Origin of the sequence: Acinetobacter sp. Res13-Abat-PEC15-P4-01, assembly GCF_015676285.1 — a bacterium.
Classification (GTDB): domain Bacteria; phylum Pseudomonadota; class Gammaproteobacteria; order Pseudomonadales; family Moraxellaceae; genus Acinetobacter; species Acinetobacter nematophilus.
In genome coordinates this window covers 48,898-71,808 of sequence record NZ_JADAIN010000010.1, presented here as the reverse complement: position 1 = coordinate 71,808, position 22,911 = coordinate 48,898, and the positions used below count along the sequence as shown (strand labels likewise).

The 22,911-nt window shown below is 36.8% G+C and carries 23 protein-coding genes; 13 read left to right on the top strand and 10 right to left on the bottom strand.

Annotation, left to right across the window (positions count from 1 at the left end; all coding sequences use genetic code 11):
• Positions 1-64: 64 nt before the first annotated feature.
• From cobT to IMO47_RS03145, 3 genes are read left to right on the top strand one after another with little or no spacing between them, the layout of a single operon-like run.
• Positions 65-1,117 (top strand): nicotinate-nucleotide--dimethylbenzimidazole phosphoribosyltransferase, encoded by a 1,053-nt coding sequence (cobT, locus tag IMO47_RS03155; protein ID WP_196077073.1) that lies wholly within the window; start codon positions 65-67, stop codon positions 1,115-1,117.
• A gap of 24 nt (positions 1,118-1,141) precedes the next feature.
• Complete coding sequence (locus IMO47_RS03150; protein ID WP_196077074.1) at positions 1,142-1,753, top strand: histidine phosphatase family protein; 612 nt, start codon at positions 1,142-1,144, stop codon at positions 1,751-1,753.
• Positions 1,750-2,490, top strand: a complete 741-nt coding sequence (locus tag IMO47_RS03145) for an adenosylcobinamide-GDP ribazoletransferase (RefSeq protein ID WP_196077075.1) — start codon at positions 1,750-1,752, stop codon at positions 2,488-2,490. Before IMO47_RS03150 ends, IMO47_RS03145 begins: the two co-directional genes overlap by 4 nt.
• A gap of 297 nt (positions 2,491-2,787) precedes the next feature.
• Here IMO47_RS03145 and IMO47_RS03140 read toward each other — a convergent pair whose 3' ends face one another.
• The 5 genes from IMO47_RS03140 to IMO47_RS03120 form a co-directional block, all read right to left on the bottom strand.
• Positions 2,788-3,321 carry a DUF2058 domain-containing protein gene (locus IMO47_RS03140; protein WP_196077076.1) on the bottom strand — a complete coding sequence of 178 codons (534 nt, stop codon included), beginning with the start codon at positions 3,319-3,321 and terminating at the stop codon, positions 2,788-2,790.
• A gap of 15 nt (positions 3,322-3,336) precedes the next feature.
• Positions 3,337-4,011, bottom strand: coding sequence for a YoaK family protein (locus IMO47_RS03135; protein ID WP_196077077.1), 675 nt, complete (start codon positions 4,009-4,011; stop codon positions 3,337-3,339).
• A 31-nt stretch (positions 4,012-4,042) separates the two neighbouring features.
• Positions 4,043-5,239: a serine/threonine transporter SstT gene (sstT, locus tag IMO47_RS03130; protein ID WP_196077078.1), complete on the bottom strand. Its 1,197-nt coding sequence runs from the start codon at positions 5,237-5,239 to the stop codon at positions 4,043-4,045.
• A gap of 169 nt (positions 5,240-5,408) precedes the next feature.
• Positions 5,409-7,136, bottom strand: coding sequence for a sulfate permease (gene sulP / locus IMO47_RS03125; RefSeq protein ID WP_196077079.1), 1,728 nt, complete (start codon positions 7,134-7,136; stop codon positions 5,409-5,411).
• 124 nt (positions 7,137-7,260) lie between these two features.
• Positions 7,261-7,572, bottom strand: coding sequence for a metalloregulator ArsR/SmtB family transcription factor (locus IMO47_RS03120; protein WP_196077080.1), 312 nt, complete (start codon positions 7,570-7,572; stop codon positions 7,261-7,263).
• A 231-nt stretch (positions 7,573-7,803) separates the two neighbouring features.
• On the opposite strand from IMO47_RS03120, the gene IMO47_RS03115 reads away from it, so the two are divergent.
• From IMO47_RS03115 to IMO47_RS03085, 7 genes are all read left to right on the top strand, one after another.
• Positions 7,804-8,061, top strand: coding sequence for a hypothetical protein (locus tag IMO47_RS03115; RefSeq protein ID WP_196077081.1), 258 nt, complete (start codon positions 7,804-7,806; stop codon positions 8,059-8,061).
• A 6-nt stretch (positions 8,062-8,067) separates the two neighbouring features.
• Entirely contained in the window at positions 8,068-8,814 is a 747-nt protein-coding gene (locus IMO47_RS03110; protein ID WP_196077082.1) for a zeta toxin, read from the top strand.
• Positions 8,815-8,984: 170 nt separating this feature from the next.
• On the top strand, positions 8,985-9,401 hold the full coding sequence (locus IMO47_RS03105) for a YeeE/YedE family protein (RefSeq protein WP_196077083.1): 417 nt from the start codon (positions 8,985-8,987) through the stop codon (positions 9,399-9,401).
• A 2-nt stretch (positions 9,402-9,403) separates the two neighbouring features.
• A complete protein-coding gene (locus IMO47_RS03100; protein ID WP_196077084.1) occupies positions 9,404-9,814 on the top strand; it encodes a DUF6691 family protein in 411 nt (136 codons plus the stop codon).
• Between the two features lie 3 nt (positions 9,815-9,817).
• Entirely contained in the window at positions 9,818-10,687 is an 870-nt protein-coding gene (locus IMO47_RS03095) for an MBL fold metallo-hydrolase (RefSeq protein WP_196077085.1), read from the top strand.
• Between the two features lie 323 nt (positions 10,688-11,010).
• The gene (locus IMO47_RS03090) at positions 11,011-13,152 is read left to right on the top strand and encodes a bifunctional diguanylate cyclase/phosphodiesterase (protein WP_196077086.1); all 2,142 of its coding nucleotides are present in this window, start codon (positions 11,011-11,013) and stop codon (positions 13,150-13,152) included.
• 449 nt (positions 13,153-13,601) lie between these two features.
• A complete protein-coding gene (locus tag IMO47_RS03085; protein WP_196076883.1) occupies positions 13,602-14,657 on the top strand; it encodes a 3-deoxy-7-phosphoheptulonate synthase in 1,056 nt (351 codons plus the stop codon).
• Positions 14,658-14,813: 156 nt separating this feature from the next.
• Here IMO47_RS03085 and IMO47_RS03080 read toward each other — a convergent pair whose 3' ends face one another.
• From IMO47_RS03080 to IMO47_RS03060, 5 genes are all read right to left on the bottom strand, one after another.
• Complete coding sequence (locus IMO47_RS03080) at positions 14,814-15,122, bottom strand: ABC transporter ATP-binding protein (protein WP_196076881.1); 309 nt, start codon at positions 15,120-15,122, stop codon at positions 14,814-14,816.
• A gap of 59 nt (positions 15,123-15,181) precedes the next feature.
• Positions 15,182-15,517: a hypothetical protein gene (locus IMO47_RS03075; RefSeq protein WP_196076880.1), complete on the bottom strand. Its 336-nt coding sequence runs from the start codon at positions 15,515-15,517 to the stop codon at positions 15,182-15,184.
• Positions 15,518-15,529: 12 nt separating this feature from the next.
• A complete protein-coding gene (locus IMO47_RS03070) occupies positions 15,530-15,760 on the bottom strand; it encodes a hypothetical protein (RefSeq protein ID WP_227552137.1) in 231 nt (76 codons plus the stop codon).
• Positions 15,761-15,879: 119 nt separating this feature from the next.
• Entirely contained in the window at positions 15,880-16,197 is a 318-nt protein-coding gene (locus IMO47_RS03065; protein WP_196076878.1) for a hypothetical protein, read from the bottom strand.
• A 9-nt stretch (positions 16,198-16,206) separates the two neighbouring features.
• On the bottom strand, positions 16,207-16,542 hold the full coding sequence (locus IMO47_RS03060) for a hypothetical protein (RefSeq protein WP_196076877.1): 336 nt from the start codon (positions 16,540-16,542) through the stop codon (positions 16,207-16,209).
• 110 nt (positions 16,543-16,652) lie between these two features.
• Here IMO47_RS03060 and IMO47_RS03055 point away from each other — a divergent pair, with 110 nt between their 5' ends.
• From IMO47_RS03055 to IMO47_RS03045, 3 genes are read left to right on the top strand one after another with little or no spacing between them, the layout of a single operon-like run.
• Complete coding sequence (locus IMO47_RS03055) at positions 16,653-16,994, top strand: hypothetical protein (protein WP_196076875.1); 342 nt, start codon at positions 16,653-16,655, stop codon at positions 16,992-16,994.
• A 37-nt stretch (positions 16,995-17,031) separates the two neighbouring features.
• Complete coding sequence (locus tag IMO47_RS03050) at positions 17,032-21,825, top strand: RHS repeat protein (RefSeq protein ID WP_196076873.1); 4,794 nt, start codon at positions 17,032-17,034, stop codon at positions 21,823-21,825.
• A gap of 34 nt (positions 21,826-21,859) precedes the next feature.
• Positions 21,860-22,903 (top strand): RHS repeat-associated core domain-containing protein, encoded by a 1,044-nt coding sequence (locus IMO47_RS03045; protein ID WP_196076885.1) that lies wholly within the window; start codon positions 21,860-21,862, stop codon positions 22,901-22,903.
• Positions 22,904-22,911 lie beyond the last annotated feature (8 nt).

The window sequence follows — 22,911 nt, the reverse complement described above, 5'->3', positions numbered from 1 at the left end:
GTTTTAAATCATATATTTAATTGATTTTTTTATACGTTTAAAATGATTGAAATGGAGAAAAACAATGAGTTGGTGGTTAGAAGCATGCAAAGTTCCAAATGCCGAGATGAAACAACAGGCAGAAGAGCGTCAGTCCCAATTGACCAAGCCGACAGGTTCGCTTGCTGCACTAGAAAATGTTGCTGTGCAACTTGCAAGTCTACAAAACAATTCCAAACCACAGGTAGAGCATCCTTGGATTACAATTTTTGCAGGTGATCATGGGGTGATGGCAGAAAATGTGTCTGCCTATCCGCAAGCGGTAACACGTCAAATGTTGCAAAATTTCGCCACAGGCGGTGCATGCATCAGTGTGATTGCCAAAGAATATTCAGCAACATTGCAAGTGATTGATTGTGGCACGGTTGGAGATGCTTATGAATATCAAGGCGTTGAACGTCACTGTATTGCGCCAGGAACAGCAAACTTTGCAAAACAAGTGGCGATGACTGAAGAACAATGTGCTCAGGCTATGGATTTAGGACGTGAAAGTGTTGAAAAAGCCCTTGCCAATCATGCTTCGATTTACATTGCTGGAGAAATGGGAATCGGGAATACCTGTGCTGCATCCGCCGTGGCAAGCTTTTTATTGAATGAACCGGCAGAGCAATTAACTGGTGTAGGGACAGGAATTCGAGAAGAACAATTGATCCACAAGAAAAATATAATTAAAAATGCTGTTGAAATGCATAAAAATTATGTTAAAAGTGATGTATTTAAGGCGCTTTGTGCAGTGGGTGGCTTAGAAATTGCAGCAATGGTTGGTGCATATATTCGTTGTGCTCAGCTCGGTTTGGCTGTGATTGTGGATGGATTTATCAGTTCTGTTGCAGCTTTGGTGGCAGTTCAGTTGAATCCTGCAGTTCGTCAGTGGATGTTGTTTGGGCATCAATCTGCTGAATATGGTCACTTGCGTATATTAAAACAACTTAATGCTGATCCATTACTAAAATTGAATTTGCGCTTGGGTGAAGGAAGTGGAGCAGGGGCTTCACTAGGGGTTATCAAACTCGCATGTAGCTTACATAACAATATGGCAACATTTGCTGAAGCTGCTGTGATTGGTGAAAAAGTTTAAAATATTCAAAATAAGAGCAGATAAATGAAACTGAGGGTTGATCTACTACGTCACGGCGAAACTACGTTAAGTCATACCTTGCGTGGTTCGACTGATGATGATTTGACAGAATTGGGCTGGCAGCAAATGCACCAGAGTATATTCTTAGATCAAAACTCAGTTCATACAAAGTGGGATTATATATTTAGTTCACCTTTAAAGCGTTGTGCACAATTTGCGCAGTCTTTTTCACAACACGTCAGCATTCCGCTTCTGCAAGATCAACGACTTCAGGAAATACATTTTGGTGACTGGGAAGGTATTTCTGTTCAGCAGATTTATACAGACGCCCCTGAGCTTTTGGCAAATTTTTGGCAATATCCTACTCGTTTTACGCCACCCAATGCTGAAAAATATTTAGATTTTCAATCTCGAATCAATCAAGCATTGCATTCGATTCAACAGCATATGTTGGCTTCAAACAGCCAGTCGGCTTTGGTGGTTACACATGGCGGTGTAATTAAATTATTAAAGTGCATGGCGCTGCAACAATCATTAGATGATATTTTAAAAATGACTGCTGATTTAGGGCAATTAAATCGCTTTATTCTAGACAGTGAAACCATGCAACTAGAACTTTTGGAGGATGTTAAATGACTCCATTTTTTATTGCACTGCAGTTTCTAACGATTTTTCCTGTTCACTTAAAAACATTACCTTCACCACAACAGAATGGCTGTTCATTATTATTCTATCCCGTGGTGGGGCTATTAATTGGCTTAGTACTTTATGCTGTAGCGAGCCTATTGCATGTTTTACCCATTGTTTTATTAAGTACTTTTATTTTGGTAATCTGGATTTGGTTAACGGGTGGTCTTCATCTGGATGGTTTGGCAGATACTGCTGATGCTTGGGTGGGTGGCTTCGGTGACAAAGAAAATACCCTCAGGATAATGAAAGACCCTGCCTGTGGGCCTATTGGCGTATTAAGCCTGATCATCATTTGTATAATTAAATGGTCTGCCTTGTATGTTTTACTTGAAAAACAACTTTATACTGCTTTGGTGCTATTTCCTGTTTTTGGACGTTTAACGCCACTTTTTTTATTTCTGACGACAGAATATGTTCGTGAAAAGGGCTTAGGTTCTACCATTGCGCAATATATCCCAAAAACATGGTCAATCATTATCTTCAGTATCAGTTTATTGGCAGTCGGATATTTTGTCTGGGTTGGTTTAGCCACTGCAATTCTCTTTATTCTGACTCTGATTTATCTCCGACATAAGTTTATTCAGCGTATTGATGGTATTACAGGCGATACGATTGGTGCGAGTATTGAGATTGCTGAAACTGTTTGTTTGCTCAGTTTTGTGATTTTGGGCTTTTATCTTTGATTGCATTCAGCACCCCATGATGAGGCTGTTGATCAAAATATCATCTGAGTAATGAGCTTTAAAAGCAAGTTATGAGCAAAGATAAGCTATATCGATGCAATGATGAGATGACGGAAAAGATCATCTGCAACTTTTCGGAGCAGGTGATTGTTCAATACGTTAAACATATCGCTAAATTGAAATGATGTTATTTATATTCAGTTATGTAAGTTTAAATTAAGATTGTGCCTAATCAATTGATCTTAGAGCACAATCCATGTTGTAAATAATGACAGATAGTTTTAAGCTGCCCCAAAATTACCACATTAAATCATCTGGAATAATGTAAGCGGCATAAGGATCTTCTTCATCCGTTATCTGTTCATTTTTTTCAGAATTATTGACAATAATAAAGCCAGCCATTTTCTCGTTGATACGGTCAGCTAAGGCTTTGGGTAAAATCGCATAAGCATCGTGATCATGCGCAATTACGAGACTACCAGAAACCAAAGCATTATAAACCTGTTGATTGATGTAAATTTTCTTAATTGAACCATCAATAAACTGGTAAGTGACATCGCCATCGGTATCTTTGATTTTATGTTGATTAATCATCTGGATGATTGATGCTTTTAATGCTTTTTCATCTAAAATTCTTTGTTTTTCTTGATTGAGTGCTTGGTCCTTAGATACTTTTTCCTGTTTGTCTTGCTCAATTTTTGCTTTCAGTTCAGCTTCATTACTCTGACCAGTACGCTGTTCATGTTGTGCTTGCTTAGAAAGTTTCTTTGCTTTTTTATTATCAACTAAGCCAGCTTTGAGTAACTGCGCTTGTAATGCATTTTTAACCATAATAATAACCAACGATTAACTGTGTTTCGAGCCATGTCGAAAATAAATAAACCAATACACTAAGCTTAATATTAAACTTAATCCAGCAGGGATAAGGAATGCATTCAATTGTAAATAAGGATGAATGATACTGGCAATGATTCCACCAAGAATAAATCCAAAAAGAATCAGCAAATGCAAAGTTACCCGGCGTCTTTCAACCACAAGCCCTCTGAAAAAGTAGCCTAATGCCAAACCTAAATCTGTTAATACACCTGAAAGGTGTGTGGTACGAATAATTGTACCTTTGTAATGGCTCACCATGGCATTTTGTATACCCATGGCGGCACTTGCCCAAAGTAATGCGTATTGAGGGTGATAGGGAATAAAGATCCAGCATAGAAAGATAAAGATACTGACTAGACTCAGCGGGATGCCGTATCTGCGACCAAGTTGAAAATGACTATTACCCAATATGTAGCCACTATAACTTGAACCGAGTACATAACAGATCATAATCAGTAAGAGATAAAGCACATGACTATACTGTTGATGTACCAATGCTTGCGCAAACAGACTGGCATTGCCGGTCATATGAGAAATGGATTGGTGTAGAACCGTGATTAAGCCCAATACATTAATTATGCCTGCATTGATTGCAAGCATAAAAGCACCAAGCTGAATCCAGGCTGGTAAATATTGAAGAGGCATAATTCCTTCTTTTCTTCATATGGTCGACAAATTACCTTTTTGACAGGTCAATTGCTGCTGTAAATATAACATCAGTAGATGAATTTAATGCAGTTTCTGTAGAATCTTGCAATACACTGATGACCATTCCAATAGCCACTACTTGCATCGCGATTTCTGAAGGAATCCCAAACAAACCACATGCAATTGGAATCAGTAATAAAGAACCACTGGCAACACCTGAAGCCCCACATGCAGATAAAACAGATACAATACATAAGATAACCATGGTGACAATATCAACATGAATATTGAGGGTATGTACTGCTGCAAGAGAGAGTACCGTAATAGTGACTGCAGCACCAGCCATGTTGATTGTGGCACCTAACGGAATGGCAACATTCGCAGTGGTATCATTTACACCCAATCGTTTTGCGAGATCAAGATTGACAGGAATATTTGCTGCAGAACTACGGGTAAAGAAGGCAGTAATTCCACTTTCTCTTAAGCACTTGAGTACCAAAGGATATGGATTTTTACGCATCACAATACCCACAATCAGTGGATTGATGACCAATGCGACAAACAACATGGTTCCCACAAGGACTGCAATCAAATGTGCATAATTTTTTAAGGTTTCTAAACCGGCTTGTGCGAAAGTAGCAACCACTAAACCAAAAATACCTACTGGCGCAAATGAAATCACAATACGAATAATACTGTTAACTGCATCTGCTACATCTGTAATCATTTGCTTAGTCGTTTCTGATCCGTGACGAAGCGCAGCGCCTAGACCAACAGCCCAAGCCAAAATACCAATAAAATTGGCTTCATGTAATGCTGTAATGGGATTGGTAATAAAACTCAGCAGTAAATTTTTTAATACTTCCGCAACACTTCCAGGGGGTTGCAAAGCAGCTTCACTGGCATGAGTGAAAATAAGTGTACTTGGAAATAGGGTACTAATAATTATTGCGCTAATCGCAGCCAATAACATTCCGATTGCATATAAAATAAGAATGGGTCTTAAATTACTTGCTCCGCCACCGACTTTAAAATTAGCGATCGAAGCGAGAACCAATACAAATACCAGAATGGGTGCAATAGATTTTAATGCTTTAATAAAAAGCTCGCCTAAAATATTGAAATATTGGGCTGAATTTGGGAATAAATACGCAACTAAAAAACCAAGAATGATGGCAACAAGAATACGTGTAACTAAACTTAAACGTGCTAGGGCAGCAAACATATTGAACCTTTTTGCCTAAACTGGTCTAAAATCAATGAACAAGCCGGCTATTCTATACCTAAAAGCGAAAACTTAAATACCACATTTTCGCCATAAAAATTAAGATATTAAAAAATATATAGCTTTTTCAGCAATCATATTAAAATTTGTTGATAAATTAAATGATTTTTTATCTGAAAGTTTTAGCATCTAAGGCATGCATCGCCTGATAATGGGTTAAATAAACTGTCCCACTCAGTTCATTGATTAAATTCGACTGTCTTAAACGATCCATGACAGGTCCTTTAATCTCGGTAAGATGCATTTGAATGTTTAACTTGCTCAATTCACTATTAATTTCTTCTAAAGTTTCGAGCGCACTTGCATCAATATTGCTGATACTTGAACAATTGATCACAACATGATGCAGTTCAGGATGTTGACTGACTTCAAAAATCACAAATTCTTTTAGTGTATTGGCATTTAAAAAAGTTAAATTTTCATCGATACGAATTGAGACAATATTGGTGCTGGTCAACACGTCATGCCGTGAAATGTTGCGAAAGTGCTGTGTACCTTCAACTAGCCCGATTACAGCAATATGGGGGCGACTAATCCGCCACAATAACAAAATAAATGTCGAAATAATGCCGATGATTAAGCCTGTAGAAATATCGATACACAACACTCCCCAAAAGGTCACCCACATTGCAATTCCATCTGCTTTGGAATAACGCCAAGTTTCGATAAAAGGCTTAAAATCGACTAATTTCCAAATCGATACCATAATGGTTGCTGCAAGTATTGCCAAAGGTAAGGCTTTAAATAGACCTGTAAAATATAAGCTGACAATGACAATAAAAATAGACGATAAAACTCCGGCCATTGGCGTTTTTGCACCAGCATCGGCATTGACTACAGTCCGGGAAAGGCTACCCGTCACAGGAAATGCCGAAGTAACACCTGCGCTAAAATTGGCGAGACCTAAGGCAATAAGCTCTTGATTGCTGTTTAATTCACTGCGCTGTTGAAAGGCAGTGGTCTGAGCTATAGAGATAGACTCAACAAAACTGACCATTGTAATCATGGCTGCACCGGGGAGAAGCTGAACCACCAAATCCCAGTTCCAGTAGGGTATGGCAATCGGTGGAAATCCTGAAGGAATTTCACCTACGGTTTTAATTCCATATTGATCCATATGAAAAAAATGAATCAGTGCAATTGAAATAAACACCAAGAGAAGGGGGAGTGCCTTGATCCAAAATTGCACAGAATTTGAAAATGCGTGACATATTTTTGACTTCAAGACATTTGGCATATAAATCAAAAACAGTATTGCAGTAATACCAAAAACCAGCGTTTCAATACTGGTAAATCGAAGATATTGCCAGGCACTTTGAATAAACTCAATGATATTTCCTGATTTTAAGGGAATATCCAACATAAACTTGACTTGGCTAAGGGCAATCAGCACAGCAGAAGCGATAATAAAACTTTTAATTACAGGATGACTGATTAAACGAATTAAAAAACCAAACCTAAAAATGCCAAGTAGGGTCGAAAGTATGCCGACTAAAATTGCCAATAAACATGCAGCTTGAATATAAACAGGAGAGCCAACTTCATAAAGAGGCTCAAGCGTTGCAAAGGTCATCATGGAAATCAGTGCAACAGGACCAATGGATAAAGTTGCACTTCCGCCAACAATGGCATAGATAATCATGGGTAGAATACTGGCATATAACCCTGTGACTGGCGGTAAGCCTGCAACCATTGCATATGCCATTCCTTGTGGAACAAGCATGGCAATAACGATCAAAGCGGCGAGTAAGTCCGCTCGAAATTTAGGAACAGTATAGTCTTGTAACCATTGCCAAGCAGGGAGAACTTTATTGAATTGCAATCTAGGAATAGCCATTGAATCGTCATTATCACATTTTCATATATATTATGCAGAAAAAATGCTAAGAAAAATAGCGACAATAAGTGCCTGAACAATAAGTCTCTGTTTTTATTTTTAATTTTTTAAATTATTGCAATGTTTAAATTTTAGGACAGTAAAGATCGTAGAGCATTTTTAAGACAGTCGTGAGTTTGTCGTCTTTAATTGAATAAAAAATTTGTTTTCCATCTCTGCGCGTCGCAACGACATCACTTTTGCGCAACATCATTAATTGCTGTGAGAGTGTAGGTTGATTAATTTGAGTATGTTCTTCTATTTGCGAAACATTCAACTCTTGTTGAGCCAAATGACACAAAATGAGCAAACGATCAGTATTGGCTAAAGATTTTAGGATCGTAACGACTGATGAGGCTGAGTCACGCATGACATCAATTTTAAGATCGTTGGGCATAAAACGGTTCCATCATGGTTTGGCTTAGTATAACTGTGTCCAAGCATGTCGCATGGGTTAGAACATATGTTTTTTCGTGAATTTCTAAATCAATTTTATAAATATATACGCGTTGATGTCGATACAATATTAACGGTATATTGACATGTATGAAAGATGTTGAATAAATAGACAAAAATACCGCTTATGTTATGATAACTCAAACAGCACACATAGGCTGGGAATTTTTCCATGCGCCAATTTACAGTTATGAAAACGACATTGCGTGAAGAAGCAACGATTCCAGTGCTTGCTATTGATGCATTTCATCATGCATTTAAACAGGCGAGTTTGTCTGATATGGGGGTCACTTATGTGAAAGACGGTCAGCTTGTGCAACAATTACATGGTGAAATAACCGTTATTCAAGACTTATCGGCAGCATATACATTGCCTAAACTCAAACGTAGTGTTTTAAAGCGTAAAAAGAAACAAGAGGTCTTGGCATAATTTTACATGCGACCACCAAGAATAAGAATGTTTGCTGGTCCGAATGGATCAGGTAAAAGCACCATCAAAGACTATTTAGCGCCGAATCAAATTGGAGCGTATTTAAATGCTGATGAACTGGAAAAGCAGTTGTATGCGACTCAGCAACTTCGTTTAAGCGATTATCACACAGATTTATCAGCTTCTGCTTTATTAAGGTTTCTAAACCAAAATAAGCGTAAAAGAAATGAAAAATTAGTACCACTATTATCCTCTCAACCCAAAATCATGAATGATCAAGTGATCGTTTTTGAATTAGCAGAAATAGATTCTTATCTTTGTGCGCGCATCATTGATTTTATTCGGATGGAATTTTTAAAGCTCAAAATAAGTTTTACCTTTGAAACTGTAATGTCGCATGTCAGTAAAGTCGATTTTTTACGTGAAGCGAAGCGTCAAGGGTTCAAGACATATTTATACTATGTTGCGACTGTAGATCCTAAAATAAATATTGCACGTGTTAAGTATCGTGTATATACAGGTGGGCATGATGTTCCGGAAAAAAAGGTCTATGAACGTTATCATCGGAGTTTGGATTTATTGATGTCAGCGATTGAAGTTTCTGATCGCGCATATATTTTTGATAATTCAAGCGAAGGGGAAAGGGCATCTTTCATTGCTGAAATCGAGAATGCTGAAGTATTAAAATTAAACCCAGCTGTCCATTACTTTCCTAAATGGTTTGTTGACAAAGTTTTGAATGAATTCACTTGACGTTCAAGAGAGGATCTTTTTTCAGTCAAGCTAAAAACTCCCATTGCAAATGTGGTTGTACTTTGTTTTAGCTCCTATCGATTAGGAGTTTATGTCCTTATACAAAAATGATCTTGTATAAAGTATAAAAATATATATTATAAAAACATATATTGTTTGGGTTTAAAACGATGCATGATTTTATCCTTGCTTTCATTGGCGGCGCTTTACTTGGACTGGCTGTTGTCGGCTATCTACTGGTAAATGGACGTATTGCTGGTATTAGTGGCTTGGTTGCCCAGGTATTAAATCCTAAAATGCTGTTGAAGACGCCAGCCTTATGGTTTTTATTAGGTTTGTTGATCACACCATTTATCTATACTTCCATTGTTCATCCACAAATTGAAATGATGACGACAGATCCAATTTTATTGATCATTGCAGGTCTTTTGGTTGGATTTGGTACGCGACTGGGTTCAGGCTGTACCAGTGGACATGGTATTTGTGGGATTAGCCGTTTATCCAAGCGTTCAATTATTGCAACCTGTACTTTTATGCTGGCAGGATTCATCACTGTTTATGTGATGCGTCATCTATTGGGAGCATGAACATGAAAAATTTATTTGCCTTTGTTTTTGGTGGTTTATTTGCAATTGGTCTGATGCTTTCTGGGATGTCGAATCCTGCAAAAGTTATTGGTTTTTTAGACATATCTGGTCATTGGGACCCTAGTTTGGCTTTTGTCATGATCGGAGCGATCATGGTCGCATTTTTACCATTTCAGAAAGTAAAACGTCAGCCAGTCACACTATTTAATGAAAAAATCGACTTACCGACCAATACGAAAATTGATACAAAGTTAATCCTTGGCGCTGTGCTTTTTGGAATAGGATGGGGAATTGCAGGCATATGTCCAGCCCCCGCATTTACTTTGATTGGCGCAGGCGTTTATTCGGCTATGTACTTTATTGTCGCCATGTTGGTTGGTGTGCTTATTCACCGTAAAATTGCAGGAGTTTAGGTGGTGTTGAATCCAATAGTTCAAGATTTTTTTGATGAAAACAGCAACACGTTCAGTTATGTTGTGACCGATCCAACAACTAAATGTTGTGCAATTATTGACAGCGTATTGGATTATGATGCAGCATCAGCGACAACCAGTACAAAGCATGCAGATCGCATCATTGAATATGTTCAACAAGAGCAACTTTGTGTTGACTGGATTTTGGAAACTCATGTACATGCTGATCATTTAACGGCTTCTCAATACTTAAAGCAAAAGCTCGGTGGACGAATTGCAATGAGTGAAAAGATTGCCATCGTACAAGACACTTTTAGCCGAATTTATCATGTCGATATAAAAACATTAAACTCACATCACTCATTTGACTATTTGTTTAAAGACCATGAAGTTTTTAAAATAGGTCAATTAGAGGCTTACAATATTCCGACACCTGGTCATACGCCTGCATGTTTAACTTATGTGATCGGCGATGCGGCATTTGTTGGTGATACATTGTTTATGCCAGATTATGGTACTGCTCGTTGTGATTTTCCTAAAGGTAGTGCAGCACAACTTTATGATTCTGTCATGCAGATTTTTAAACTGGCAGATGACACTCGTATTTTTTTATGCCATGACTATCTTTCTGAGTCACGTACAGACTATCGCTGCCAAACCGATATCAAAACCCAACGCCAAAAAAATATTCATATCCATACAGGTGTTACTAAAGCAGCATTTATTGACATGCGTGAACAACGTGATGCAACTTTATCCATGCCTAAACTGATTCTTCCAGCGATTCAAATCAATATGGATGCGGGTAAGTTTCCGGAAGCTGAAAGTAATGGGATTCGTTACCTAAAGTTACCGCTAAATTATTTTAAATGATGGAAAATTTTCCAGAAAAATAGGCGCTTGCACCAAGATTAGTATAAAAAACTTGCATTGATTATTGCGAATAAACATGTCCGCAATAATCAGATATAGATAGGTTGAAAAAAACTAGCAAGTCATTTAAACATAGATTTTATCGCTCATTTTGTCTATAATTTTACACTCTTCTTTTGAAGTGTGATCTGATTCAATTTATTTCCTGATAAATGAAAGGCTTAACATTTCTGTTAATGATCGCAAAATAAACATGTGACTAAAATATATCATCTAGAAAAAGAGTTTATATTGAATTTGCACTGATATTATAGGATTAATCTATGGCTGGCGCTCATTTACCTTATGATCGTAATATGAATCAGGTGAGTTCGTCTCGGAATTCTATAAAGCCGCAGTGTGTGCAAATTTCAAATGAAGTTAAGTTTACTTTAGATCAACTTCCACATTTAATTTGGATGACTAAATTTGGTGAAACTTATTCTAATACCGCTTTAAAGCAATATTTCGGAATTGATCATAATAATATTGACGTTCATCAATGGATGGATTTTTTATATCCAGAAGATAGAACGCTTATCCATGACATTTGGACCAAAGCTCAAAAGACAGGTCAGCGTTTTGAACAAGAATGTCGTATCAAACGACATGATGGTGAATATCAATGGTTTTTGTTAATTGCACAAAGCACGTTATATCAAAAGAAATATTTCGATTGGACAATCACCTGTACCCACATTCATGAGCATTTTTCAAAATTACATGAAACCCGACAACTATTAAAAGCCAATACCGACATGTTGGATGTCAGTGTTGACTGTATCAAAATCATTAGTCCTGATGGTTTTGTTTCACATATGAATAAAGCAGGCTGTCGGGCACTACTTGGGCAGGAGAACGTCACTGCTTTTGGTATGCAATGGCTGGATCTGTTACCTCCTGAAGTGAGAGAGCAGGGTAAAAAGGCAATCAAAGAAGCAGCAAAAGGGAAAAATGTCCGATTTGCCGGAAAGAGTGTTTTTAATAATGTCACGATGTATTGGGACAATATATTGACGCCTATAGTCAATGCACTAGGACAAACCACCAGTATTCTGTGTGTATCAAGAGATATTACCAAACAACGCATTGCTGAAGAAAAGCTAAGACTAAACAGCGAATTTGATGAAATGACGAGTCTGATGAACCGTCGTATATTCAAAAAAAGACTGAAATCCTCAATTGGTAAAGCCCGAGATTGCCGTGGCAAAATTGGATTATTGTTGCTTGATCTCGACCATTTCAAACATATCAACGATACTTTAGGGCATTCAGCGGGAGATCATTTACTCAAGGTCCTATCGAAACGACTAGCCAATTGTCTTGATGAACATGCCTATATTGCGAGACTGGGTGGAGATGAGTTTGCAGTGGTGATTGAAAAAGTAGAAAGCCATCAACGAATTGAAACAATCTCAAAAAAATTATTAAAACAATTAGAAGCTCCAATTACTTATAGTGGCAAGCTATTAAACGGCGGGATGAGTATTGGTGGTTCGATTTATCCTGATGACGCGAAAGATGGTTCGGGACTTTTAAAATGTGCAGATACGGCATTGAATGATTTAAAAGAACGTGGGCGTGGTGGTGTACGTATGTTTGGGGCTGACATGTTTGAAACAGCACAGCGGAAAGCTAAACAATTACATACTGCACGACACATGATTCGGAGTAATCAGGTAGAAACATTCTATCAGCCTAAAGTAAAACTCGATGATTGTTCAATTATTGGATTTGAAGCGTTACTGAGATGGCGAGATCCGGAGGGAGAGGTGTATTTCCCTTCTACTGTCGCAGAAGCATTTAATGATTTTGAGTTGGCTACTAAAATCAGTGAAATTATGCATGATCGTATTTTTACCGATATGTCGTACTGGATGAGTCTGGGATTAAAGGTGGTTCCCATTTCGATTAATGCATCTCCGGTAGAGTTTATGCGGGATAATTATGCTGAAACTTTACTTAAACGACTAATGAACTATGCAATTCCGACACATTTGATTGAAATTGAAATAACTGAGCATGTGCTTGCAGATCGTGGTTATGAATATGTGGTTCGGGCATTAAAAAAACTTAAAAATGCAGGGGTGCGTATCGCATTAGATGATTTTGGGACAGGGCATTCTTCAATGTCACATATCCGAGATTATCCAGTAGATAGTCTGAAGATCGACTATAATTTTGTGAATCGTATGCATGAGGAAGATTCAATCAAGGCAATCGTTGAAGGAATTGCCAAACTGGGTCCAATTCTATCTTTAGATATTGTTGCCGAGGGAATCGAAACCACTCAACAATTAGACAGTTTAATTGCGATAGGATGCAAATTCGGTCAAGGTTTCTTATTTAGTGCAGCGATCACCGCAGATCAAGTCAAAAAAATGTTGGCTAGAGAGATTACCGTTTCACCATATGTATATTACTAAAGATATGCCAAATTCAGGGTATTTATATAAAATCAAAATTTTTTTAAAAATAGCTTGAAAAGTCATGACACACCGAGTATTGTAAATTCAATACAGATTTTATGAACGATATAAAGATGTTAAAGCAAGCTACAATCGCTACTTCTTATTATTTCTGGCAATTCTTTAGATAGTTGCCTGAAGTCGTTCGGGCACTGAAATGGTTGCCCATCCAAGTTAATACCTGATCGGGCAACCCCGGTCAGGTTTTTTTATGCCTAATATTAAAGATTTTAAATCGTTTTAATTTAAAGATTTTGGAGAATATCATGATGAAATTTAACGCAGTATACTTTAGTAACTTTTATTGGTTTTACTTTGGTCAAATGAACAATCTGATTGCCCATTTGAATAGATCCCATACGCTCAAATAAAAGTTAGGACTGATTGAGAGTCCAAAGGAATACGTGATGAATGCTCTAAATATTGCTTTACAACAAGATCAAACCATAGAAACTCAGTTGGCTCTGCCTGTTGAGTTAAAAGAAAAATTCCCATTACAACATAAGCTTGCCTTACAAATATTTGAACAACGTCAAACAATTCAAAACATTCTGGATGGTTCAGACCACCGCTTGCTTGTGATTACAGGCCCATGCTCAATTCATGATGAAAAATCTGCACTTGAATACGCAGATCGTCTTATCCAACTACAAAAAAAAGTTTCAGACCATATTTTTCTGGTGATGCGTGCCTATATTGAAAAACCACGTACAACTGTCGGCTGGAAAGGTTTCTTATATGACCCGAATCTAGATGGCTCTGCAAATATGCAGTTGGGTTTGGAAAAGTCACGCCAACTGTATTTACAAATTATAGAAAAAGGTCTGCCGATTGCCAGTGAAATTTTAAGTCCAATGGCAACGGCATATTTTGATGATTTATTGGCATGGGGCGCAATTGGTGCACGGACCAGTGAATCACAAATCCATCGTGAAATTTCAAGTCATATGCCTTTCAACATCGGCTTCAAAAATGGTACCGATGGCTCGATTCAAATTGCTTTAGATGCAATCCAATCTGCAAGCCATCCGCATCAATTCCTTGCGATGAGCCAAAAAGGTACACCGTGTATCGTACATAGTCAGGGCAATCCTTTGGCGCATATCATCTTGCGTGGTTCAAACAAAGGGACCAATTATGATGCAGAATCGATTCAGCAAATCCGTCATCAACATCAGGGAAAATTACCTGCATTGGTGATTGACTGTAGCCATGGCAACAGCAGTAAAGATCCTTTAAAACAACCATTGGTTTTACAGCAGATTATTGAAGAAAGACATTTAACCCATGTATGTGGTGTCATGTTGGAAAGTCATTTGGTTGATGGCAATCAGAAAATTTCTTGTAATATGACCTATGGTCAATCTGTTACGGATGGTTGTCTAGGTTGGACTAAGACTGAGCAGTTGCTTTTAGATGTGGCTGAACAGCTTTCTGAAAAGACTTTAGCGTGTTCGGCGTAAATACAAATTAAATTGTATTTCTAAATAACAGGTTGTCTTAAAATCCCCCACTTAATTTTTTATAGATAAAGTGGGGTATATTTAAATATTTTGTATAGTGCGATGAATCAGAAATATATCTTTAAATATCTGTAAGGCTTAAATTTATATATTTCACTAGCCAGGTTGTACTTGGGTCACTCTACAAAACCCATTACCAGAATAAGGTTCAACGTAGACAACTACACTTCGCTTCTTTTGATACCATTGGGCCAAAGTTACCCCTAGGATAACTTTACTAGTTTGAGGAATCAGCATCCAACCGTAAGGAGTGCCATTACAAACTGTGGGAAGATTTCCTTCTTCAAGTCGAATAAGTAATCCTTCAGTAATGCTAGTTATTGAGGTTATATTTCCATGTACATATGTTTCAGCTGCAAAAACTTGCTGAGTAAGTAGAATCACCAGTAATAATATTTTCTTCATCGCTGTATTTCCTTGATTTAAATGTTATTGTTTGAATTTTAGAATGCATTTGTAGTCAATTAATCGTTTAAAATATAATGATAAAATCCTCCAGCTAAAGTCCATGGTTGAAAATCTGAGCAACTTTGTGGACCAGAAAAAAATAAAGTTACTGATTTCTTTGTAACCTGTGCGGTGAGCAATACAGCAAATAACTTATTACAATTTGAGGGAGAAATTTCATTTAATGTTGTTGATGTACTGCACAGTAAAGGGCTACTTAAACCTCCTACACTAGAGGCAAAAACTCCACCTGTACGCGGATTTATTGACACACCACTTACTCGTCCTGTACACATTGCAGCAAAAACAGATTGGTTGAGCAAAATAAGTAACAACAAGATTATTCTTTTCATTTTTTTGCTACCTTAATTGACGTGATAATAGGTAATGGTTGGACTACCTGTTTCATAACAACCATCTATATAAACTTCTACAGTTTTTTTTGATAAGAAAGCGCCATAAAAACTAGCATAAGCCCTACGCCCATGGATTGAACTGCTATTAAATCTAAATGTATTTGTCATTTTACTTGGACAATTTTCATATGCGCCAAATGATTCACCAGTTAGAGTTACGTAACATGTTCCATCAGTCATGTGGCACCCTATGTCTAATATTTATCTATTTAAAACATTTTCACCAGCAGAAGTAATTGATGATAAAAGTAAGGCAATTACGAATATAATTTTTTATTCATTTTAATTTTCCGATTAAGTTATGACATTCTTAGCATCCACGGTACGGTTACATAGTCAGTTTCATCACAATTATAACTGTCAGCAATATAGCGCAAAGTAATATTCTTTTTCATTGCATAGGCTTGCATAAGAATCGCTAAATATGGTTTTGTTGATGGTTTTGACCATGAACCGATTTGCCTCCATGATTCTCGACCATTTTGGGATTTTAGTAATGCTAATAAATCTGTTTCTTGTGTTTGAATACTCATAACTTTATAAGGTCCACAATCAACTTGTGCGAAAGAGAGATTGCAAAAAAACATACTGAATATTAAAACTAAAATGTATTTCATTTTTTACCTCTAATAAATCGTATACCATGCGATAGATGGTCTTCCATCCGATGAACACCCGTCTAAATAAACATCAACAAATTTTTTAGCTAAGTAAGCAGCATAAAGTGATGCATATGTTCGTTTCCCAATAACAGTAGATGCGTCAAAACGAAATTGATTTATATTTTTATATGGACAACTCAAAGTGTTGCCGAAAGGTTCTCCTGATAAACTTACATAGCATGTACCATCAATATGGTGACAACCAATACTCGTAATTTTTCTATATGTAATATTCTCAGCAGCAAACGATGAAAAATTAATCGTCATCAGTATGAAGAGCAACATCATTTTTTTCAGCATTTGAAGCCTCACTAATAAATATTATGAATTAATTGTGTGGATATTGTATTTTTTCTTAAAAATATGTATTTTTTATATACGACTTATTAGAAAAAGTAAACAGGATTAAAATGAAAAAAATATCATTCGTTGTTTTTATCATGTTTCAATTGATCTTTGTTGGAAATGCTTTAGCGAGTACATACAAGGGGAAAGTTCAGGCGATTAACGTGAGAGATGAAGATGGTTTAGTTTGGGTATATATCTCAGGTGAACGAATAGGAAATAGACCTACGTGCGCAACGAATTGGTACATGGTGATTAAAAATGAAAATAGCCCAGCGGGGAAAAGGCAATTAGCACTCTTGATGATGGCTCAGGCTACTAATAAAACTGTATTTATAGAAGGATCAAATACTTGTAATCGTTGGGGTGATGGTGAAGATATAAGTATGGTTAGTGTAGAACGCTAATTATAAATACAATCTAATTATAAAAATGGAAATACTTATGAAAATAATACTTAGTTTGATATTCAGTTTATTTTGTTCGGTCCTCTATGCAGGACCAATTGACTGGTCTGTTGCAATGACTTCATTTCCTTCTGATCAAAGTGTTGGGGATACAGGACAAGAAAAAACACCGAATGGTTATGTTGACTTAATGAGTGGAAACCTTGTCTATGATATTCCAGAAGTTACTTTAAAGGGCGAGCGAGGGTTGAATTTTACACTTTCCCGTTCTTATGGAAAGGTCAATAATGGTTTTCGTTCTATGGGGAATTGGGAGTTAGAGTCACCAAGATTGGTGATGATGACTGGACCCTCAACTAAGCTCCAAGGCGACAGTGGTTCAGGCATATGTGAAGAGAATGGTGATGCAACCAATAATAGTTCTGGACGACCAAGTTATTCTGCATCTCTTACAAATTCTAGTTTTAGAGATAAAATTGAAAAGACGTATGTAAATCAAGCAAATGCAGCATTAGCTAATCAAACATTAAATACAATTATAAATTTAGTGCAGTATTTTGGTAGTTTAACAGGGGATGCAAATGCCCAATATAATAAACAACAAGCGCAAAATGCTACTTTTAACTTGCAAATGCAATTATTTAATGCATTCAAAAACAATGTAAATGCTTTAAGTATATCTCAGGCTCAGGCTACAACTGAAAAAGGAAAATATAGGCAAAGTATAACTAATGTGTTGCAAACTGGGCAGGTAACGATTTTAATTAATGGTACAAGATTAACGACAGGCAATATTAGTACAGTTTTAGATAATCTTGCAGTTAATTCATCTTTTACAGTACAAACAAATAACGCACTGATGGATGGCGTTATTAGACAAGTAATAATAGGATATCTGTATTATCACAATATTGAAAAAATAAAATCTCCATTTCTTCTAAATGGAATATCACAAACTTCATCTTTAAATACTTCATCTAATGTTGATTCAAGACAAAGACCAATTAGTCTATATTTACCTGGTCAAAAAAATATAACTTTTTACCCAATTAAGGCAGGTATTTCTGGGTACCCCCAATCAGCAAAATATATTTCTCAAGATAATTGGTATATCAGCTGTACAAATTCAGGAAAAGATTTTGTTGTAAGATCAATCAGTGGTGTTACGTACCATTTCCCTAGTGAAAACCGAGAAAATCAAACAGGTTTCACTTCATTTTTTGGGAGTGAATATATTCCTGGACGTGTTTCAATTTATGCTTCAAGAATTGAAAATCAATTTAATGAAGCTTATCTACTTAATTATTCTAATAAAAAAACCAATACTTTGATTTACAATGGATTCAATTATACAAATAAATTTTTCTTAAAATCAGTGCAACATACCCTTGATGGGAAAATTGTGAATGAAAATGCTCCTGAACTCGTACTCAACTATGTAAAGAGCAAAAATGGAACTGAAAATGCAGATGAAAGCCAATTCGATAATATTTCAGGAGATATAACACTTAAGAAAATTCTTAGGTATATCAATGGGGGTTATAAGCAATGGACTTCTTATAACTACACGAGCCAAAAAAATTTATCGAACTATAAGTTGACAGATACAATACCAACAGGAGGTACTATAGGCGATTTTCAAGACAAAAATTCTGCATTTATTTATTTACAAACAGCTGGTTATATTTCAGGTGACGCTGTAAATTATAGTTATGGTGGTCCTTATCGAATTGTTGGTAATGCTACACCAGCATCGACAAGTATGACAGACCAAGATTTTCTATGGTTTTACAGCGATTTAACGGGTATTAATTATTATAAGAGTTCTTCAAATGGTTTAGTGAATACAAAATCAGTCAACTGGACATATTCACTCATCAATGAATCTCGTCCAGGGTTTGCTGAAACGAAATCTTATAAAGTAACCAGTTCAAGTTATTCAGGTATAGATACCAATTCATTGCAAATTAGCTATGTATACAGCCGTAATAAAGATGCAAAAGAACAAACAACTACTGTAACAACCAAAGATACAACTACAGGTCTTACGAAGGCATATGTTTATGTCATGAATGCTTTTGAAGGTGGAATTGCTGAAAGCTTTTTACATGGTTTACTTAAGCGAGTAACGATTGATTCACGAACTGAATCCTATGAATGGGTGTTACTCAATCTCATTGGGCAAAAACCAAAAACAACCAATGATAATTATACGGATAACGAAGATGTTTCACTGGTGAGAATGTCTAAAAAAACAGTGAATCATCATGGTTCGTATAGCACAATCTATAAAGATTTTGACCAATATGGAAATGCTCAAACAGTTGAGTCGACAGGACTAAAAGGCACCAGCAATCTATCTTTGCCAAGTGTCAGCATAAGTTATTTTAATGCAGATTCGAATAATAGCGCTGTAAATGATGGTAATTTACCGTGGATTACGGGATTACCTCGTCAAAAAACTACAGGTGCTTATACAACTCAAACCATTGAATATGATGCTCAAGGTGCAATTACATCAGAAACTAAAGAGGGGCGTATAACCAAGTTTAAGTACGAAACAGTTTCATTTAGTGCTTGTCTTGGGAATTTAGCAGATTTTGCTTGGTCTAAATTTGCGAGCTGTTTCTCTGGTTATATGACAGGAGAAAAACATACAGGTTTACCTTTAGAAGTAGATGTTGGAAATGGTCAGCAAATTACACAATACTCAGGGTATAAAAAGGGTATACCAATCAATATACGTTTAGCCAATGGTGGACAAGAAACGAATACAGTTGATGATCTTGGTAATATTACCTTCCATACTGACGCAGATGGTATACGTTCACAAAAGCAATATGATGATGCAGGTCGTTTAATAGTTGAAACTCCTGTTGTTGGTTTGAGTTATACCCATATTAATTATGATGGTTTAAACATTACCAGAACCATGCAAAATGGTGGTAGTTATAGTAAGTCTGAAAAATACAATGGTGATGGACTTCTTATTTATTCATCAGAAAACACTTCAAATAAAACAGTGGTGAATTCTAATAGCTATGATGCTTTTGGCAACGTGACCTTTAGTTCAAACCCTTCAACGAACGGCACAAGTGAAGGCGTCCGAACCAGTTATGATATTTTTGATCGACCATTGACCGTAAACGACAACGGTGTAACGATTAACTATTGTTATCAATCCTGTAGTGGACGTACGGGTGCAATCAGTCTCAGTTCTGATGCTTATGGAACGACTGAATCTGATTATTTAGCGGTCGGTGATTTTAGTGCAAACCTTAAAACACTGGTCAACCGCAAAGGTAGTGATGGTTCTGTGTTTACGACCTCTACAGACTACAATCTAGGTTTATTAAAGCCTACTGTAGCTACATCAGGAGCGTCTACACAAAGTTATAGCTATAACAGTAATGGTTCTTTAGCGACTGAACGTGATAATGGCATCAATGGTCAAAAAGTTTATGGCTATGATGCGACAGGTAGAATCAAAACGATCAGCCACCAAGATGGTTCAGTTGAGACAATCCAATATTATCCAATCAATGATTTGATCAGTTCTCGTACGTGGCGTGGTGTAACAACCAATTATGGGTATAGTTTAGCAGGTCGTTTAAACTCAAGCAGTAATGCCAATACATCTCAAGGTTATGGGCGTGATGGCTTTGGTCGTGTTGTTTCATTGACACAAAATATTAATTCCAACAATGCCAACTATGGCTATACCACAACATTTGGCTATAACAATCTCAATCAAGTGGTTTCAATTATTTATCCAAATGGGAAGTTGGTGAGTTTGTCTGATCAGAATGCCTTTGGTGAAGTTTATTCGATACCAAACGTGATTCAGGGACTGAATTATAATTCAATGCATCAACTGACATCGGTACAGGCAAATGGAGATGTGGCTTGGACATATGCGTACTCCAACAGTGGCTTACCTACTGGGGTAAGTTCGACCAGTTTGAATAAATGTGTGCTGAATATTGGTTATGGTTATGATGCTTTGAATCGTATCAATAGAATGAGTGATTATTGTGGGGCGACTTATAATGCTGTCATTGATCGCTATGGTACAGGCTTAATGAAACAAGTCGAGCTCGATCAGGCACGTTATCAGTATTCTTATAACAATGATGATATTAGTTCAGTCAATATCACCTCCAAGAGTCAAATCGTTGCACCTGCTTCATATACCTATAATTATGTAAATGGAACATCACGTTTAGGTAATGTGAATGGCTCACCATATAACTTTAGTTATGATGCCATGGGTAATGTCACCAATGACGGTATTCGTGCTTTGGATTATGACGCTTATTACCGTATCAGTAAAAATGGAAATGAAAGCTATATTTATAATACTGAAGGCTTACGTGTTCGTGCCGTACGTGATGATGGAATTACTGACTATATCTATGATTCCGCAGGTAATCTCGTTTATGACATTAACCATCAATCTGGTTATAACAAAGCTTATGTTTATGTCGCTGGAAAATTAGTTGCAACATTAGAGCGCTATCCAGATACCAACAGTAAAGGCTTCGATTTGATGAATGATTTTGAAGGCGCTGAGTTTGGTATCAATAACTTGTTGGACAGTTATGTGGACAGCGATGATGATGGCTTACCTGATTATCTTGAACGTTTTATTGGTTCTGATCCGAATAACCCTGACTCAGATGGTGATGGTCACAAAGATGGTTATGAATATAAGTTATTGGGGGCTAAAGGCGTTTTAGATCCTCTGATTCATCCGAATGAACCTGATCCTGACGAAGATATGGCAGCTTGGTTACCTGCAATCTTAGATATGATCTTGGAAGATGACTAAGGGGAAAATCATGAGAATAAAAATGATAAAAGCGATGAAAAATAAAAATATGCAGTCAAACAAAGTTTGGTCATCTGCTGTTCAATTGATGTTGTTGAGTTTTGTTTTACTCCTTAGTCAGCTCACACTGGCGAAGGATCGGATTCAATATCATGTTCAGAACTTTGATGGCTCAACTTTAAAAGTGATCAATGAACAGGGTGTAGTCAGTCAGTCTTATCAATACGCACCTTTTGGTCAACAACTGCAATATAAGAAGCCAAGCAATTTAAAGAACCCCAATGCTTTTGTCGGTGGGGTTCAAGACGCTGATGATTTGGTTTATTTAAAGCAACGTCACTATAACCCTGTGTTGGGGAGGTTTTATCAACCTGATCCTGTGACTTTTATTATGAAAGGGCATGGGCAGACCAATCGTTATCAATATGGGTGGAATGATACTTATGCTTTTAGTGATCCTGATGGAAGAGCAGTTCAAATACCTTTAATTGCCTTTGGAATATGGGCTTTAGATAATTTAAGATCAGATTCGCCTAATGTAAATAATATTCCTCCAAGCGGAGTCGGTGATGCAGCCTTATTAGGCTATAGCGGAGCTTCATTATTATTTGAAGCTAATATGTTACGAACAGGAATGGCATTATCAGCTTCTAGCCTTCCGCTTTATACTTTTCTTTCAAAACCTGCTACAGTTTATAGAACTATGGATCAAGCTGATTATTTGATACTCCAAACTACAGGAAGATTGCCTGGAACAGCAAGTGGAACATTTATTTCACCTAACTTAGCTTATGCTCAAGGAACCTATAAAGGAGTAACCGTTGAGTTCCAGATTAACCCACAGTTCTATGATCAGATGCTAAAAATTGCCACAAGAGATACATCAAAAGCTGTAAGTAGTTTTCCGCAATATGCTAGTTTACCAATTAATAGAAGTGGTTGGGGATCAAGTAGTGTTCTTATTAAAAGTGAAGAATATGGAATGTCTGGTGGAATCATAAGTATTGGTCTAGGTCGGGGTAAGGGATTAGATTTATTTAATCAAAATATTATAAGATTTAAAGAAGTTCCAAGATAATTTTAGGA

Coding starts and splice junctions, on each gene's coding strand:
- cobT (WP_196077073.1), top strand. CDS start 65: ATGAGTTGGTGGTTAGAAGCATGCAAAGTTCCAAATGCCGAGATGAAA.
- IMO47_RS03150 (WP_196077074.1), top strand. CDS start 1,142: ATGAAACTGAGGGTTGATCTACTACGTCACGGCGAAACTACGTTAAGT.
- IMO47_RS03145 (WP_196077075.1), top strand. CDS start 1,750: ATGACTCCATTTTTTATTGCACTGCAGTTTCTAACGATTTTTCCTGTT.
- IMO47_RS03140 (WP_196077076.1), bottom strand. CDS start 3,321: ATGGTTAAAAATGCATTACAAGCGCAGTTACTCAAAGCTGGCTTAGTT.
- IMO47_RS03135 (WP_196077077.1), bottom strand. CDS start 4,011: ATGCCTCTTCAATATTTACCAGCCTGGATTCAGCTTGGTGCTTTTATG.
- sstT (WP_196077078.1), bottom strand. CDS start 5,239: ATGTTTGCTGCCCTAGCACGTTTAAGTTTAGTTACACGTATTCTTGTT.
- sulP (WP_196077079.1), bottom strand. CDS start 7,136: ATGGCTATTCCTAGATTGCAATTCAATAAAGTTCTCCCTGCTTGGCAA.
- IMO47_RS03120 (WP_196077080.1), bottom strand. CDS start 7,572: ATGCCCAACGATCTTAAAATTGATGTCATGCGTGACTCAGCCTCATCA.
- IMO47_RS03115 (WP_196077081.1), top strand. CDS start 7,804: ATGCGCCAATTTACAGTTATGAAAACGACATTGCGTGAAGAAGCAACG.
- IMO47_RS03110 (WP_196077082.1), top strand. CDS start 8,068: ATGCGACCACCAAGAATAAGAATGTTTGCTGGTCCGAATGGATCAGGT.
- IMO47_RS03105 (WP_196077083.1), top strand. CDS start 8,985: ATGCATGATTTTATCCTTGCTTTCATTGGCGGCGCTTTACTTGGACTG.
- IMO47_RS03100 (WP_196077084.1), top strand. CDS start 9,404: ATGAAAAATTTATTTGCCTTTGTTTTTGGTGGTTTATTTGCAATTGGT.
- IMO47_RS03090 (WP_196077086.1), top strand. CDS start 11,011: ATGGCTGGCGCTCATTTACCTTATGATCGTAATATGAATCAGGTGAGT.
- IMO47_RS03085 (WP_196076883.1), top strand. CDS start 13,602: ATGAATGCTCTAAATATTGCTTTACAACAAGATCAAACCATAGAAACT.
- IMO47_RS03080 (WP_196076881.1), bottom strand. CDS start 15,122: ATGAAGAAAATATTATTACTGGTGATTCTACTTACTCAGCAAGTTTTT.
- IMO47_RS03075 (WP_196076880.1), bottom strand. CDS start 15,517: ATGAAAAGAATAATCTTGTTGTTACTTATTTTGCTCAACCAATCTGTT.
- IMO47_RS03070 (WP_227552137.1), bottom strand. CDS start 15,760: ATGACTGATGGAACATGTTACGTAACTCTAACTGGTGAATCATTTGGC.
- IMO47_RS03065 (WP_196076878.1), bottom strand. CDS start 16,197: ATGAAATACATTTTAGTTTTAATATTCAGTATGTTTTTTTGCAATCTC.
- IMO47_RS03060 (WP_196076877.1), bottom strand. CDS start 16,542: ATGCTGAAAAAAATGATGTTGCTCTTCATACTGATGACGATTAATTTT.
- IMO47_RS03055 (WP_196076875.1), top strand. CDS start 16,653: ATGAAAAAAATATCATTCGTTGTTTTTATCATGTTTCAATTGATCTTT.
- IMO47_RS03050 (WP_196076873.1), top strand. CDS start 17,032: ATGAAAATAATACTTAGTTTGATATTCAGTTTATTTTGTTCGGTCCTC.
- IMO47_RS03045 (WP_196076885.1), top strand. CDS start 21,860: ATGAAAAATAAAAATATGCAGTCAAACAAAGTTTGGTCATCTGCTGTT.